General features: G+C 70.8%; 11 protein-coding genes and 1 pseudogene. 1 reads left to right on the top strand and 11 read right to left on the bottom strand.

Annotated features, from left to right (window positions below; all coding sequences use genetic code 11):
- Positions 1 to 21 precede the first annotated feature (21 nt).
- The 9 genes and pseudogenes from AOK08_RS00175 to AOK08_RS00140 all read right to left on the bottom strand — a co-directional run bounded on the left by AOK08_RS00175 (position 22) and on the right by AOK08_RS00140 (position 13,088).
- The gene (locus tag AOK08_RS00175) at positions 22 to 1,635 is read right to left on the bottom strand and encodes an IS1182 family transposase (protein ID WP_055522401.1); all 1,614 of its coding nucleotides are present in this window, start codon (positions 1,633 to 1,635) and stop codon (positions 22 to 24) included.
- 569 nt (positions 1,636 to 2,204) lie between these two features.
- Positions 2,205 to 2,972 carry a respiratory nitrate reductase subunit gamma gene (narI, locus tag AOK08_RS00170; protein ID WP_055522399.1) on the bottom strand — a complete coding sequence of 256 codons (768 nt, stop codon included), beginning with the start codon at positions 2,970 to 2,972 and terminating at the stop codon, positions 2,205 to 2,207.
- Positions 2,969 to 3,634, bottom strand: coding sequence for a nitrate reductase molybdenum cofactor assembly chaperone (narJ, locus tag AOK08_RS00165; RefSeq protein ID WP_055522397.1), 666 nt, complete (start codon positions 3,632 to 3,634; stop codon positions 2,969 to 2,971). Before narJ ends, narI begins: the two co-directional genes overlap by 4 nt.
- Positions 3,631 to 5,346 (bottom strand): nitrate reductase subunit beta, encoded by a 1,716-nt coding sequence (gene narH, locus AOK08_RS00160; RefSeq protein WP_055522395.1) that lies wholly within the window; start codon positions 5,344 to 5,346, stop codon positions 3,631 to 3,633. The genes narJ and narH overlap by 4 nt, the downstream gene beginning before the upstream one ends.
- A complete protein-coding gene (locus AOK08_RS00155) occupies positions 5,346 to 9,044 on the bottom strand; it encodes a nitrate reductase subunit alpha (RefSeq protein ID WP_055522393.1) in 3,699 nt (1,232 codons plus the stop codon). Before AOK08_RS00155 ends, narH begins: the two co-directional genes overlap by 1 nt.
- A 295-nt stretch (positions 9,045 to 9,339) precedes the next feature.
- On the bottom strand, positions 9,340 to 9,816 hold the full coding sequence (locus AOK08_RS00150) for a hemerythrin domain-containing protein (protein ID WP_055522391.1): 477 nt from the start codon (positions 9,814 to 9,816) through the stop codon (positions 9,340 to 9,342).
- Between the two features lie 58 nt (positions 9,817 to 9,874).
- A complete protein-coding gene (locus tag AOK08_RS00145) occupies positions 9,875 to 11,164 on the bottom strand; it encodes an MFS transporter (protein WP_055522389.1) in 1,290 nt (429 codons plus the stop codon).
- A gap of 352 nt (positions 11,165 to 11,516) precedes the next feature.
- Positions 11,517 to 11,654, bottom strand: a pseudogene (locus AOK08_RS48630) (IS5/IS1182 family transposase); the annotation flags it as partial.
- A 714-nt stretch (positions 11,655 to 12,368) separates the two neighbouring features.
- Positions 12,369 to 13,088, bottom strand: a complete 720-nt coding sequence (locus tag AOK08_RS00140; RefSeq protein ID WP_055522387.1) for a flavodoxin family protein — start codon at positions 13,086 to 13,088, stop codon at positions 12,369 to 12,371.
- Between the two features lie 134 nt (positions 13,089 to 13,222).
- Here AOK08_RS00140 and AOK08_RS00135 point away from each other — a divergent pair, with 134 nt between their 5' ends.
- Positions 13,223 to 14,209, top strand: coding sequence for an NAD-dependent epimerase/dehydratase family protein (locus tag AOK08_RS00135; protein ID WP_055522385.1), 987 nt, complete (start codon positions 13,223 to 13,225; stop codon positions 14,207 to 14,209).
- Between the two features lie 158 nt (positions 14,210 to 14,367).
- On the opposite strand, the gene AOK08_RS00130 is transcribed toward AOK08_RS00135, so the two are convergent.
- Together AOK08_RS00130 and AOK08_RS42445 are read right to left on the bottom strand one after the other, a co-directional pair.
- Positions 14,368 to 15,480 (bottom strand): sensor histidine kinase, encoded by a 1,113-nt coding sequence (locus tag AOK08_RS00130; RefSeq protein ID WP_055522384.1) that lies wholly within the window; start codon positions 15,478 to 15,480, stop codon positions 14,368 to 14,370.
- Between the two features lie 2 nt (positions 15,481 to 15,482).
- Positions 15,483 to 15,586, bottom strand: a 104-nt coding sequence (locus AOK08_RS42445; protein WP_198539058.1) for a winged helix-turn-helix domain-containing protein, incomplete at its 5' end; no start/stop codon positions are given.

Genomic DNA, 15,586 nt, shown 5'->3' with positions numbered 1-15,586 from the left:
GGGATCTTGGAGTCGGCGGAGTCAACTGCCCAGAGTTCGCCAGGACTTCGGGCGAGGGATCTCGCGCTGGTCGAGGTAGTTCTGGAAGGCCGTCGGTCGGCGGGGTGTGGGGGCTTCCTCAGCCGGTGACAGTCCGCTGAGGCGCTCGATGTTGACGGCGATGGCTGTCAGGACGTGCTGGACATGGGCCTTTCCCTGTCCTCGGTAGCGGCAGCGCCGTATGCCGTGTCCGTGGGCGAACTCGTTGACCGTGCCTTCCACTCCGGAGCGGACCGCGTATCGGGCCTTCCACTCGGGCGTCTGCTGTTCGGCGCGGACGCGGAGTTGCAGGTCACGGAGCTCGCGCGGGGGAAAGCCCACGGTGCGGGCGCTGTCGGCGGTGCTGGTGCACTGGGTGCGTGCCGGGCAGGGCCGGCACTGACTCTTGGTGAACCTGGCCACGATCAGCGGGGCGGCGGTGGGCGAGGAGGTCGGGTAGGGGCCGTGCCAGCCCGCGCTGACCTGTCCCTGGGGGCAGGTCACCTGCTGACGGTCGAAGTCGATGTGGAAGTCGTCCCGGGCGAAGCCCTCGCCTCGGCGGTGCTGGTGGGTGGGGTTGCTCTTCAGCGGTCCGGAGACGGTGACCTGGTGTTCGCGGGCGGCTTGTTCCAGGTGGGGCAGGGAGGTGTAGCCGGCGTCGACCAGGTGCTCGGCGGGCAGCAGTCCGCGCCGGGCAAGGCGGGTGTGGATGCCGGGCAGGACCTTGCTGTCGTGGGTGGTGGCCGCGGTGGTGGCGACATCCGTGATCACGTTGGGGCCGTCGGGAGCGCAGGTCTCGGTCAGGTGAGCGGCGAACCCCTTCCAGCTGATGATGTGGCCGTGCCGCGCGTAGCGGGCCGAGGTGTCGTAGGGCGAGACGATCGCCCTCGACGACGGCGGCAGACCCGCCCCGCCTTCCTTCTCGGCGGTGCGCCAGCGCATGCGGCCGGCGGCATCACGGTGATAGTTCTGCACCATGATCTGCCGCAGAGCCTGGACGCGAGGACCGGACATGTGGTGAGCACCGTGACGGTGGAGGTGCTCCAGGAGCCGGAAGGCATCGTTTCCGGCTGCGAGGATCCTGGTCTTGGGCTTGGTGGGGTTCTTGCCCAGGCGGACCGGCCGGCCGTAGCGCAGCCCCCAGTCCTCGTCGACCAGTTCGTCGAGGAGGTGCGGGGACGTGGCGGCTACTTCTTCGAGTGCGGCGCGGACCGCCTCGGTGACCAGCTCCAGGCGGGTCAGGTCACGCACCGCAGCCAGGACATGGGTGGAGTCGGTGCGCTGCGTGGTGCGCTCGCGGACGAGACCTGTCTCTTTCAGGCGTGCGAGTGCGAGGTCGAGGAGGCGGTCGGCACGGCCGACCTCAGCGAGGCGCTCGCGGAAGTCGGCCAGCACACTGTGGTGGAATCCAGGGTCGTCCAGCTCCATGGCCATCGCATATTTGAAGTCGATGCGGCAGCGGACCGACTCGGCGGCCTGCCTGTCCGACAGACCGAGCAGGAACTGCAGCACACAGACGGTGGCCAGCTGAGCAGGCGAGAGACCCGGGCGCCCGTCCCGCGGGTACCAGTCCGCGAAGTCCTCGTCGCACCACAGCCCATCAAGGCGGTCCCGCACCCATATCGCCGTCGTGCCAACCGGGTTGCTCGCCCGCGCAACCTGCGCAGTCAGAGGCGGAACATGCTCACCGGAACGGGGACGAAGGGACAACGAACACCTCGACAGCTGTATCGGTCGGCAGAACCACACGAGCATGCCCGTCGATCTTGCCGCCGCACCGGGAAACTCCAAGATCCCCGACAGAGTCAAGCTGAGCTTAAGCTAAGACTCCGTGATGAGGAATGTCCGATACCTCCTCGATGCTTGTCCTGTTCCACACACCGCACTGGGCCCGGTGGGGGAGCAGATCCGCCCGTCCCGTCGATGGTCCCGGCGCCCCTGCCGCCGCCGACAGGGCCGAACTTCCCTCGTTGCGGGGCCCCTTGGCCCGCGATGGGACCACCGGGCGGTCCCTTGCCCGTCTGCCCGCCTGCCGCTCGCCCGGTCCCGGTCGCGGACCGGTGAACCGTCGATCGGCGGGCATGGCCGTGTGTCGCCCCGTGACCGCAGCGGGCAACGGCTCCGGCCGTGACCGCGGTACCGCGGTCACGGGCAGTATCACCGGGCGGCGGTGGGTCGGGCGCTCATCACCCCACGCGTTCCCAGCCGCGGCGTGGCGGGCGGGAGCCGAGCCGGGTGTCGCGGCTGCGGTAGACGATGTAGGGGCGGGTCAGGTAGCCCAGCGGCGCGGTGAGCATGTGGACGAGCCGGGTGAACGGCCAGGCCGCGAACAGCAACAGGGCGCTGGCCGCGTGCAGTTGGAACAGCACGGGGACACCGGTCATCAGGTCCGGGTCGGGCTGGAGGTAGAAGAGGGAACGAAACCAGGGGGAGATGGTCTCACGGTAGTCGTATCCCCCGCCGACGACGTTGGCGGCCACCGTGGCGGACAGGCCGAGCGCGATGGTCAGGGTCAGCGAGACGTACATGGCCTTGTCGTTGCGGGTGGTGGCGGAGAAGACCGGGCCGACGGTGCGGCGCCGGTAGATCAGGATGGCCAGCCCGCCGAGCGTGGCGACACCCGCCGTCGTGCCGAGCACGACCGCGCCGATGTGGTACGTGTGCTCGCTGACGCCGACCGCCTCGGTCCAGCCCTTGGGGATGACCAGGCCGCCGATGTGGCCGAGGAGCACCACGAGGATGCCGAAGTGGAACAGCGGGCTGCCGATGCGCAGCAGCCGCCTCTCGTACAGCTGGGAGGAGCGCGTGGTCCAGCCGAACTTGTCGTAGCGGTAGCGCCAGATGTGGCCCAGGACGAAGACGGCGAGCGAGACGTAGGGCAGGACGGCCCACAGCAGGGTTCCGCCGGTGCCTGCCTGGGCCGCCAGGGTGAGGGGCTGTGCGGGCGCGGTCATCGGAGTCCTCCTACGACGGGGTCGGGCAGGAACACGGGGGATGCCGCGTACGGGTCGAGGCCGACCTGCTCCTCGGGCGGGCCCTGCGCGGCCAGGCGCATGACGGCTTCGCGGTCGTCGCCGGCCAGGGCGGGCAGGGTGGCGGAGACGGAGTCCAGGACGTGCGCCCAGGGTGAGCCGTCGTCGGTCAGGGCCAGGCGCAGGAGTTCCAGGCCGGCACGGTGTTCGATCAGCAGGTCGTGTCCGGCCGCGGGGTCGGTGGCGGCGAATTCGAGGACGACGGCGAGGTGGTCGGGCAGTTCGTCCTCGCCCAGGCGCCAGCCGGCCGCGGCGTAGGTCTGCTTCAGCCGCAGCAGGCCGATGCCGCGCTTCCGGGTGTCGCCGTACGCGTAGTACGTCAGGTACGGGCAGCAGCGTTTGCGGTGGTCGAAGGTGGCGACATAGGCGGCGGCCAGATCGGCGCGGGTGGTCTGCTCGGCGTGTGCGGTGAAGCGGAGCAGGGGGCGGGCGACCGGTCCCGGCAGGGCGGCGGCGACCCGGCCGGCCAGGGCCAGGCGCTGTTCGAACTGTTCGTCGGGGTAGTCGAGCAGCAGGGACTGGGCCTGCCAGGCGTGGGGGTGCCAGGGCTGGGTGCGGGCGGTGCGCGTGGGCTTCCTCTTCATGGCTTCGGCTCGGCTTTCCCGTCGGCCTCGCTGCCGTCGGACGGTCTGTCCGGGAACAGGCCGGACGGGGAGCCCTTGCCGTCCCAGCTGAGAAGGTTGACGCGGGTGGCCTTGTCGGTGGGGGCGGCCGGAGTGTCGGCCGTCTGCCGGTCGCGCAGGACATGGAAGTTCTCCACCGCGATCGGAGCGGAGCCGCCGGACGACTCGCCGAAGGGGCCGGAGCCTCCCATGCCGGGGCCGCCCTCGTAGTCCAGGCTGCACTCGGTGGCGAGCTCCTCCAGTTTGTGGGCCTGTTCGGCGTGCGCGGGCGGGATGACGTACCGCTCGTCGTACTTCGCCAGGGCCAGCAGCCGGTACATGTCGTACATCTGCTCCTCGCCCATCCCGACCGCCGCCGGGATGGACGCGTCCGGCTCGCGGCCGAGGTTGATGTCCCGCATGTACGCGCGCATGGCGGCCAGGCGGCGGAGCACCGCGTCGACCGGTACCGGGTCGCCGGCGGTGAACAACTGGGCGAGGTAGTCGACAGGGATGCGCAGGGATTCGACGGCGGCGAACAGGTTGCGGTGGTCCTCGGCGTCCTCGCCGGTGTCGCGGACGGCGTCGACCACCGGGGACAGGGGCGGGATGTACCAGACCATGGGCAGGGTGCGGTATTCCGGGTGCAGCGGAAGCGCCACCTTGTAGGTGTTGATCAGGGCATGGACCGGGGATCGCTGGGCGGCCTCGATCCAGTCCCGGGGAATGCCCGCCTTCTCCGCCGCCCGCACGACCGCGGGGTCGTGCGGGTCCAGGAAGACCTGCCGCTGGGCCTCGTACAGATCCGTGTCGTCGGGGGTGGAAGCGGCTTCCAGCACCCTGTCCGCGTCGTAGAGGACGAGGCCGAGGTAGCGCAGCCGGCCCACGCAGGTCTCGGAGCAGACGGTGGGCAGGCCGACCTCGACGCGCGGGAAGCAGAAGGTACACTTCTCGGCCTTGCCGGTGCGGTGGTTGAAGTACACCTTCTTGTACGGGCATCCGGTCACGCACATGCGCCAGCCCCGGCAGCGGTCCTGGTCGACCAGGACGATGCCGTCCTCCTCGCGCTTGTAGATCGCGCCGGAGGGGCAGGAGGCCGCGCAGGACGGGTTGAGGCAGTGTTCGCAGATGCGCGGCAGGTAGAACATGAAGGTCTGCTCGAACTCGAACTTGACCTTCTCCGAGACCTGGTTCAGCAGCACGTCCTTGTCGCCGTGGTCCACGGAGCCGCCGAGGTCGTCGTCCCAGTTCGCCGACCAGGCGATCTTCATGTCCTTGCCGGTGATCAGGGACTTGGGGCGGGCGACGGGGGTGTGCTCCTGCAGCGGCGCGTTCGTCAGGGTCTCGTAGTCGTACGTCCAGGGCTCGTAGTAGTCGTCGAGGGACGGCAGCACCGGGTTGGAGAAGATCGTGATCAGCTTCTTGAAACGGCCGCCCGCTTTCAGCGTGAGGTTGCCGCGCTTGTTGAGCTCCCAGCCGCCGCGCCACTTCTCCTGGTCCTCGTAGCGGCGGGGGTAGCCCTGGCCGGGTCGGGTCTCGACGTTGTTGAACCACACGTACTCGACGCCGGTGCGGTTGGTCCACGCCTGCTTGCAGGTGACCGAGCAGGTGTGGCAGCCGATGCACTTGTCGAGGTTCATCACCATCGCCATCTGGGCCATGACACGTCCGATGGTGGCTTCGCCACGGGGCATCAGTACGTCACCTCCTGATTCGTGCGACGGCGGACGACGGTGACCTCGTCACGCTGGTTGCCGGTCGGGCCGAGGTAGTTGAAGGCGTACGTCAACTGGGCGTAGCCGCCGATCAGATGGCTCGGCTTGATCAGCAGCCGGGTCAGGCTGTTGTGGATGCCGCCGCGCCGGCCGTTGGTCTCGGTGCGGGGCACGTCGATCAGGCGGTCCTGGGCGTGGTGCATGTAGACGGTGCCCTCGGGCATGCGGTGCGAGACCACCGCGCGGGCGGCGACGACGCCGTTGCGGTTGACCGCCTCGACCCAGTCGTTGTCGTGGACGCCGATCTTCGCCGCGTCCTCCTTGCTCATCCAGATCGTCGGACCGCCCCGGGACAGCGACAGCATGAACAGGTTGTCCTGATACTCGGAGTGGATCGACCACTTGTTGTGCGGGGTCAGGTAGCGCACGGTCACGCCGAGTTCGCCGGTGTCGCCGGTGTCGCCGACGCGTGGCTCGCCGAACAGGGCGTTCATGTTCAACGGTGGCCGGTATACCGGCAGTTGCTCTCCGAGGGCGGTCATCCAGTCGTGGTCGAGGTAGAAGTGCTGGCGGCCGGTGAGGGTGTGCCAGGGCTTGAGGCGCTCGACGTTGATGGTGAAGGGGGAGTATCGGCGCCCGCCGGTCTCCGAGCCCGACCACTCGGGTGAGGTGATGACCGGGACGGGAGCGGCCTGGGTGTCGGCGAAGGTGATCCGTTTCCCCTCGTGCTCGGCCGCGAGGTCCGCCAACTGCCTGCCCGTACGCGCTTCGAGGGTGTGGAAGCCCTGGGTGGCGAGGTGTCCGTTGGTGGTGCCGGACAGGGCGAGGATCGCCTCACAGGCATCAGTGTCGTGGGCGATCGAGGGCATCCCGTCAGCCACTCCGCCCCGCACGGTGCCGTTCTTGTGCCGCAGGTACTCCAGTTCGCGGCCGACCTCGAAGGTGACGCCCTTGGTGGTGGCGCCCAGGGAGTCGAGCAGCGGGCCGAGCGCGGCCATCTTCTGCGCCACCGCCCCGTAGTCGCGTTCGACGGTGACGAGTTTCGGCATGGTGCGGCCCGGCACCGGTTCGCACTCGCCCGCCTTCCAGTCACGCACCGTCCCGTGCGGGTTGGCCAGTTCGTCGGGGGTGTCGTGCAGCAGCGGCGCGGTGACGACGTCCCTCCGTACGCCGAGATGACCGGCGGCCTGTCGGCTGAACTCCTCGGCGAGGGTGTGGAAGGCGTCCCAGTCGGTACGGGTCTGCCAGGGCGGGGAGATCGCCGGGTTGAAGGCGTGCACGAAGGGGTGCATGTCCGTGCTGGACAGGTCGTGCTTCTCGTACCAGGTGGCGGCCGGCAGCACCACGTCGGAGAAGACCGTGGTGCTGGTCATGCGGAAGTCCAGTGTGAGCAGGAGGTCAAGCTTGCCCTCGGGGGCTTCCTCCCGCCAGACCACGTCCCGCGGGCGGGCGTCCGGCGGCGCCTCGGTCGCCCGGACCGCGTGGTCGGTGCCGAGCAGGTGTTTCAGGAAGTACTCGTTGCCCTTGGCCGAGGAGCCCAGCAGGTTGGCCCGCCAGATGGTCAGCACCCGGGGGAAGTTCTCGGGTGCGTCCGGATCCTCGCCCGCGAACCGCAGCCGCCCGGCCTTCAGTTCGTCCACCACGTGCTCGGCGGCCGGGCGGCCCGCGGCGGCGGCCTCATCGGCCAGGTCCAGCGGGTTGCGGTCGAAGGTCGGGTACGACGGCATCCAGCCCATCCGGGCCGACTGCGCGATGACGTCCGCCGTGGTCTTCCCGGCGAACGGGCCGTCCCGGCCGGGACCGGCCGCCGCGAGGGTGTCGGCGGAGAACGGGTCGTAGCGGAACTGGTCGGCGTGCAGGTACCAGTAGGCGGTCTGGATCATCTGCCGGGCCGGCCGGTTCCAGTCGGCGGCGGTCGCGATCGCCGAGTAGCCGGTGATCGGACGGACCTTCTCCTGCCCGACGTAGTGGGCCCAGCCGCCGCCGTTCACCCCTTGGCAGCCGGTGAGTGTGGTGAGGGTCAGGAAGGCGCGGTAGATGGTGTCGGAGTGGAACCAGTGGTTGGTGCCCGCCCCCATGATGATCATCGAACGGCCGCCGGACTCCTCGGCGTTGGCGGCGAACTCCCGGGCGACACGGGCCGCCCGCTCGGCGTCCACGCCGGTGATCGCCGCCTGCCAGGCCGGGGTGTACGGCTCCGTCGCGTCCTCGTACGAGGACGGCCAGCGGCCGGGCAGGCCGTCACGGGCCACCCCGTACTGGGCCAGCAGAAGGTCGTACACCGTGGTCACCAGACGTCCGGCGACCCGCCGTACCGGTACTCCGCGCCGCAGCCGGTCCGCGCTGCCGTCCAGGGCGTCGAAGCGCGGCAGTCCGACCGTGACCGGCACCTCGCCGCCGCCGTCGGCCGACAGCAAGGGATCCGTGTCGCCCAGGTCGAGGTTCCATTTCCCGGCCCCGGCCTCGCCGTAGCGGTCGCCGAGCGTGCCGTTCGGCACCACCGGCTCCCCGGTGGCCGCGTCCAGCAGCACGGTACGGAACTCCGCGTGCTCGGCTTCGGCGGCCTCGCCACCGAGGTCGGCGGCGGTCAGGAACTTGCCCGGCGTGCAGGTGCCCGGCTCGTCCTCGGCCTCGTCGAGGACGACCAGGAAGGGCAGGTCGGTGTACCGCTTCACATAGGAGGTGAAGTGCCCCGTCTGCCGGTCGACGAAGAACTCCTTGAGGATCACGTGACCCATGGCCATCGCCAGGGCCCCGTCGGTGCCCGGCTGGGCCGCCAGCCACTCGTCGGCGAACTTCACGTTGTCCGCGTAGTCCGGCGACACCGCGACGACCTTCTGTCCCCGGTAGCGGGCCTCAGCCATCCAGTGCGCGTCGGGCGTACGGGTGACCGGCAGGTTCGAGCCCCACATGATCAGATAGCCGGCGTCCCACCAGTCCCCCGACTCGGGCACGTCGGTCTGGTCCCCGAACACCTGCGGCGAGGCCACCGGCAGGTCGGCGTACCAGTCGTAGAAGGAGAGCATCACACCGCCGAGCAGCGAGTAGAAACGTGCTCCCGCCGCATGCGACACCATCGACATCGCCGGGATGGGCGAGAACCCGGCCAGCCGGTCCGGCCCGTACTCCTTGATCGTGTGCACATGCGCGGCGGCCACCATCTCCACCGCCTCGTCCCAACCCGCCCGTACCAGACCGCCCTTGCCGCGCGCCGCCTTGTAGCGGCGGGCGCGTACGGGGTCGGAGACGATGTCCGCCCAGGCCGCCACCGGATCGCCGAGGCGGGCCTTGGCCTCCCGGTACATCTCCAGCAACACGCCGCGTACGTAGGGGTAGCGCACCCGCGTGGGCGAGTAGGTGTACCAGGAGAACGCGGCCCCGCGCGGGCAGCCGCGCGGCTCGTACTCGGGGCGGTCCGGGCCCACCGAGGGATAGTCCGTCTGCTGGGCCTCCCAGGTGATGATGCCGTCCTTGACGTACACCTTCCACGAGCAGGAGCCGGTGCAGTTCACCCCGTGGGTGGAGCGCACCACCTTGTCGTGCGACCAGCGGTCCCGGTAGAAGTCGTCCGCCTGCCGGCCGCCCTTGCGGTGCAGGGTGCGCAGATCCTCGGAGACCTCCGCCCGGCTGAAGAAGCGGCGGCTGCGCACCAGTGCCTCTGCCAGCTCGCCGTCCATGCGCGCCCGCGCCTGACTGTCTCTCGTGCCCAACGTGCCACTCCGCTCCGGGCGTTCAGGCCCGTTCGAGACGTGTTCCAGACTGGCGCACCCGACTGTACGGGCGCTGTCCGGCGAAAGGTCGACAACGACGCGAGATTCGTGCGGAGCCCGGCCGGCGGGGATCGTCTCCGCGTCGAACCGGCCACCCGGGTTCCGCGCGGTCGAGCCGGACGGTGCCCGGGGGCGGGACTCTCCGGCGGACGGGAGGGGTGAAACGGCCCGGCCCGCCCGGTGATGGGCCTTGGGCGGCCCATCAGGCAGCCGGCCGGGACAGAGCGCTGCCCGCTTCTGCGCGCACGGCCTCCACCGCTTCCCATTCCGCGGTGCCGAGGTTCGCGAGCGCGGCCGGGAAGACGCCGTCCTGCTCCTTGAGGATGTGGTCGCGCAGCATCGCCATCGTCCCGATCAGCCGGTCCGGCCAGGCCGGGTCCGAGGGCGTGATGTTGTCGGCGGCCTCGGCCAGCACCGCTTCGACGCGGCGGTGCTCGGCTTCCAGAGCGGAGATCTGCTCGGGAAAGTCCCTGGCCAACGCGGGGAACAGGCCCTGCTCCTCGACCTGCGTGTGGGGGCCGAGCACGGTGGCGATCCGGCGGGCGACCCGCGCCATCCCGCCCACGTCACCGTCCTCGTGGGCGGGACGGAGATGACTGATCAGCCGGACGACCTCGTCGTGCTCGCGGGTCAGTTCGTCGATCGACGCCAGCGACTGGCAGCCGCAGTACTCACACACGGTGCTGCTCCTTACCTGTTCGAGGTCTGTCCGGTCCTTCGTTCCCGGTGGCCGGTGCTCACACCGTGGTGGGCGCGGGGCCGGGCCGAGGTCCATGTCCGGTACGACGCGGAGCCGGGACGTCGCCCCGGGCGACGGCGGAGCGGACACCGGTGAGGGTGAAGCCCAGTGCCGCCGCGGCCACCAGCGCGAGCAGGACGAGACCGGCCGCGTAGGAGCCGTACTTCCCGTACAGCGAGCCCATCACCAGCGGCGGGAGGAAGCCGCCCAGGCCGCCTGCGGCACCGACGACGCCGGTTACCGAGCCGATCCTGTTCACCGGGGTCAGCAGGGCGACGAGGGCGAACGTCGCCCCGCTGCCCGCGCCCAGCGCGGCGGCCATGGACAGGAAGGCGACGGTGCCCATCGGTGTCATCGCCGGAGTGAACGACTGCACTACCGCCCCGGCCGCGACGGCGGCCAGCGAAGCGGCCAGCACCCGGACCGGGCCCAGTCGGTCGGACAGCCAGCCGCCGATCGGACGCATCGCCACGGCCAGCAGCACGAACCCCGCCATGCGGTTCGCGGCGTCCCCCTGTGTGAGCCCGTAGCCGGTCTTGAGATAGGTGGGCAGGTAGACGGAGAAGGCGACATAGCCACCGAACGCGACCGCGTACAGGGCGGACGCCTGCCAGGTGATGCCCAGCCGGGCTGTCGCTGCCAGGCGACGCGTCAGCGGTTCCGTCGGCACGATCCGGCCGGGCACGTCGCGCAGCAGCAGCGCGGCGGTCGCGGCGTACCCGGCCAGGACCGCGGCCGTGATCAGGAACGGTGTCGACATGCTGTGCGCGTCGACCAGCTTCACGGTGGTCAGGGCACTGATGGCGGTGCCGCCCATGCCGGTGCCGAACAGCCCGATGGCCAGGCCCCGCCGCTCGGGCGGGAACCAGGCGTTGACGAAGGGCACACCGACGGCGAAGGCGGTGCCGCCGATACCGAGGAAGAATCCGCCGGCCAGCAGCGCGGCGAAGGAGGAGTGACCGGCCAGGCCGAGGTAGAGCACCGGCACGATGGTGGCCGAGGACACGATCGGGAACATGACCCGCCCGCCGAACCGGTCGGTCAGCGCGCCGATCGGAATCCGGCCCACGGAGCCGACCACGACCGGCACCGCCACCAGCAGCGACTGCTGGAAGGAGCTCAGCTCCAGGACGTCCTTGAACCGCGGGCCGAGCGGGCTCAGCAAGGCCCACGCCCAGAAGTTGACGGCGAAACCGACCGTGGCCAGGGCCAGCATCAGCCATGCCCGGCCGGACACGGGCGCCCCTGGAGCCGGCCCGTCACTCCGCTTCGTCGACGGCTGGACCATGGTGTCCGTCCTTTCCCTCACTCACTCGAAGTTCCCCGGTGACACGGAGGCAGCCTCGGAACCACGGGCTCCGCGCCGCACCCACCCAGCCACTGTCCGCATCCGAGCACCTTGGCGACATGGGCCATGAGGCCCTAGTTCCAGGTAGTCGGCCCCGGGAACGGTCCCGGCCCACCCGCTCTCCGTAGGCCCGCGCGGGCCCCACACCACCCGCGCCGCTCCCCGGACGGTGCGGTCGCATCGGGCTCCTACCGGGACATGGCAGAGGCGGGCCGACCGGCACTACCCCCTCCCATCGCCTTCGGGGACGATGCCCCGATGGCCTCGAACGGCGCCTTCCCTCACTCGACCAGCCGGTGCGGGCCTGGTAGAGGATCGCGTTGACGATCTCCCGCATCGCGTACTGGCCCGCATGCCCGCTGACCGAGGTGTGCCTGGCCTTCCGGAGAGCCACGACCGGCCGGATCAACTCCCATGCCCAATCCGACAGATCACTCGGGTACGGCTGGCGCCCGCCCCGCCCACGCTTCCCAGCGGGCCGCGCCCCCGGCCGACCGTGAAGCCCCCGGAACCGGACAGCGATGCCGTCCGGACAGTGCACGGCTACGACAACCCGAGTCCGAGCTCAGTCACACACACGAGCAAAGCCCCAGGGCAGGAGCCTTGGTAACCGGCTCAAGAGTCACCATCCGCCGCGCCCGCGCGCCCGGCAGATCCAGTGGATGCCGCCCGGTCGCCCCCTTCAGTCGACATCGGATCCTCACGACGACCACCGTGTCGAAGGAAGCAGCGACCATCCTCGGTGACCTCCACGAGCGCTTCCCCGCCGCCCCGACTGATCCTCAGCAAACCTCGATCACTCAATGCATAAGCCGACCGCCAATTCCCCGGCGCCCAGGCTGCGGGACGCTCCTCACCAACAGCGAGCCGTTCGAGCAGTGCGCGTTGCCGTTCATTCGGGTCTGACCGTCGATCCACGATCACCAGCCCACAGCGCATCCGTATGCCCTGTGCAGAGCCGAAAGAGTGGCTCCTGCCCGTGGGAGTTCTCTGGGACTTTCCTGGGACTTCCGGCCGCGTCAGCCAGCACGAGCATGAAACAACCAAAAGGGAATTCATGCAGGTCAACGACCTACGACAGCAAGACCCCACAGGTCACGGCGTTAGCTGGTCTCTTCCGGGACATCTGAGGGACCCGAACCGCTCAGCGGTGTTCGGGGTTCTCGGCTTCGGCGCGGCAGCCGGCGTCCCATTCGGTGCGCTGGTTGCCGTGGGCGGGGATGCCGCCCGAGCGCTTGAGCAGGGCCGCGACGTGCATCAGGTTCCAGGTCATGAAGGCGGTGTTGCGGTTGGTGAAGTCGTTCTCCGGGCCGCCCGATCCGGGGTCCAGGTACGACGGTCCGGGTCCCGCCGGGCCGATCCAGCCCGCGTCGGCCTGTGGCGGCACCGTGTAGCCGAGGTGCTGGAGGCTGTAGAGGACGTTCATCGCGCAGTGCTTCACGCCGTCCTCGTTGCCGGTGATCAGACAGCCGCCGACGCGGCCGTAGTAGGCGTACTGGCCCTGGGGGTTGAGCAGGCTGGAGCAGGCGTAGAGGCGCTCGATCACCCGCTTCGTCACCGAGCTGTTGTCGCCGAGCCAGATCGGTCCGGCGAGCACCAGGATGTCGGCGGCCATCACCCGCTCGTACAGCGCGGGCCACTCGTCGGCCGCGAAGCCGTGCTCGGTCATGTCCGGATACACGCCGGGGGCGATGTCGTGGTCGACGGCCCGGATCTCGGAGGTGGTTACCCCCTGCTCCATCATGATCGCCGCGCTCTTGTCGATCAGTCCCTGGGTGTGGCTGAGCTGCGGGGAGGGTTTGAGGGTGCAGTTGACGAACAGGGCCGTGAGGTCGTCGAAGCGGGGCGGAGGGGGTGTGTTCATGATGGTCAGGGTCTCGCGGCCGGCCCGCTTTGTCCCGGTGCCGCGCGTCGGAAACCTCTGACAACGTCTTACCGAGTGATGACGTACCGCGCGGGCGGCGCGGTCCGGCGCGGGTGCGGACCTAGCGTGGCGGTATGCGTGTACTGGTCACCGGCGGTGCCGGGTTCATCGGGTCCCATGTCGTCGAGGCGCTGCGGGCGCGCGGGCACGAGCCGGTGGTGTACGACGTCCGGGCGGACCCGGCGTGCGATGTGCGCGACTCCGCGGCCGTCGCCCGCGCGCTGGCCGGTGTCGACGCCGTGTGTCATCAGGCGGCGATGGTCGGGCTCGGTGACGGTGTCGCCGACGCGGCGGAGTACGTCTCCCGCAACGACCTCGGCACCGCCGTCCTGCTCGCCGCCATGGCCGAGGCGGGCGTACGGCGTCTCGTGCTGGCCGGGTCGATGGTCGTGTACGGGGAAGGGCGGTACGAGTGTCCGCTCCACGGGGTGGTGCGGCCCGGGCCGCGAGCCGTCGCCGCGCTGGACACGGGGCGGTTCGAACCGGGCTGCCCGGTGTGCGGGGCCGAGCTCTCCCCCGGGCTGGTGGGTGAGGACGCTCCCGCCGATCCCCGCAATGTGTACGCCGCCACCAAGCTCGCGCAGGAGCATCTGGCGGCGGCCTGGGCCAGGGTGACGGGCGGGCAGGGCGTGTCGCTGCGCTACCACAACGTGTACGGGCCCCGGATGCCCCGCGACACCCCGTACGCCGGTGTCGCCTCCTTCTTCCGCTCAGCGCTCGCCCGGGGCGAGGCCCCCCGGGTCTTCGAGGACGGGCGGCAGCGGCGGGACTTCGTGCATGTGCGGGACGTGGCCGCCGCGAACGTGGCCGCGCTGGAGGCCGGGGCGCCCTGCGGAGCGCTCACCAGTTACAACACCGGCAGCGGTGAGCCGCACACCGTCGGGGAGATGGCCTGTGCGCTGGCCGCCGCGCACGGCGGGCCCGAGCCCGTCGTCACCGGCGAGTACCGGCTGGGCGACGTCCGGCACATCACCGCGGACTCGGCGCGGCTGCGGGCCGAGCTGGGGTGGAAGCCGCAGGTCGGTTTCGAGGAGGGCATGCGGGAGTTCGCCCGGGGGTGACCTCACTCCCAGGGGGTGAGGTCACCCCCGGGCCGCGGTCAGCGTCACCTCGAAACGGCAGCCACCGGGGATGTTGCGTAGGGGCTCGTCCGCCCCCTGGTGCGGCTCCACGATCCCCCGCACAATCGCGCCGCCGAGGCCCGCGGCCCGCAGTGACCTCACTCCTGGGCGGCGGGCAGCGTCACCTCGAAACGGCAGCCGCCGGGGATGTTGCGTACGCTCGTCCGCCCTTGGTGCGCCTCCACGATCCCCCGCACGATGGCGAGGCCGAGGCCCGCGCCCGCCGGTGGTGTCCGGGCGTGGGTGCCGCGCCAGCCGGTGTCGAAGACGCGCGGCAGGTCCGCCTCGGGGATGCCGCCGCAGCCGTCCGTGACCGACACCACCACGCCGTCCGGAGAGCGCTCGGCGGCGACCGCGACCGTGCCGTCGGCGGGCGTCCGGCGAATCGCGTTGACCAGCAGGTTTCCGAGAACCCGGCTCATCTCCCGGCCGTCGACCTCGACCGGGACCGCCGCCACCCGGTCGCCGATCAGCCGGACGCCGTGCTCGCGGGCGAGCGGGTCGGCGCCCGCGAGGGCGTCGCCGATCAGGTCGTACAGCGACATGCGGGTGCAGCTCAGGGGGAGGGTGCCGGCGTGGATGCGGGAGAGTTCGAAGAGGTCGCCGACCATGCCGTTGAGCCGCTCGACCTCCGTGCGGATCTGTCTGAGGTAGCGGTCTGGGTCGGTGGCGACGCCGTCCTCCAGCGCCTCGGACATGGCGCGCAGACCGGCGAGCGGGGTGCGCAGGTCGTGGGAGATCCAGGCGACGAGTTCACGGCGGGAGGTCTCCAACGCGCGTTCGCGGTCGCGGGATTCGGCGAGTTTCGCGCTGGTGGCCGCCAACTCGTCGCCGAGTGCCCGCAGTTCGGCGGTGGCCGGGCCGCCGGGGGCGGTGAAGGCACCGCCGTCGCCGAACGAGCGTGCCGCGACGGCGAGTTCATGGCTGCGGGCGACGACCCAGCGGCCCAGTGTCAGCGCGGTGGCCAGGGAGACCACGGCGGCCATCGCGACGACCGTCGTCACGACGCTCAGGTCGTGTCCCGACAGGAACATCGCCTGCGCCACGGCCAGCGTGCCGGCGAGCATCGCGGTCACGGCGACGGCGGCCACCACCGTCAGGGACACGGTGAGCGAGCGGCGGCGCACCAGCCACAGGGCGCCGGCGCCGAGGAGTCCGGCGGCGACCGCGCCGAGGAAGGCGAACAGGGCGATGAGCAGGGTGTCGCGCATCCTCACTCCTCTCCCGGCCCGAAGCGGTAGCCCACGCCCCACACGGTCCGGATCAGCCGGGGCCGGGCCGGGTCGTCCTCGACCTTGCCGCGCAGCCGGCGCACAT

This window comes from Streptomyces graminilatus, from assembly GCF_001418565.1.
Taxonomy (GTDB): domain Bacteria; phylum Actinomycetota; class Actinomycetes; order Streptomycetales; family Streptomycetaceae; genus Streptomyces; species Streptomyces graminilatus.
The sequence above is the reverse complement of the archived record's forward strand: the minus strand, read 5'-3'. Positions and strand labels throughout refer to the sequence as shown.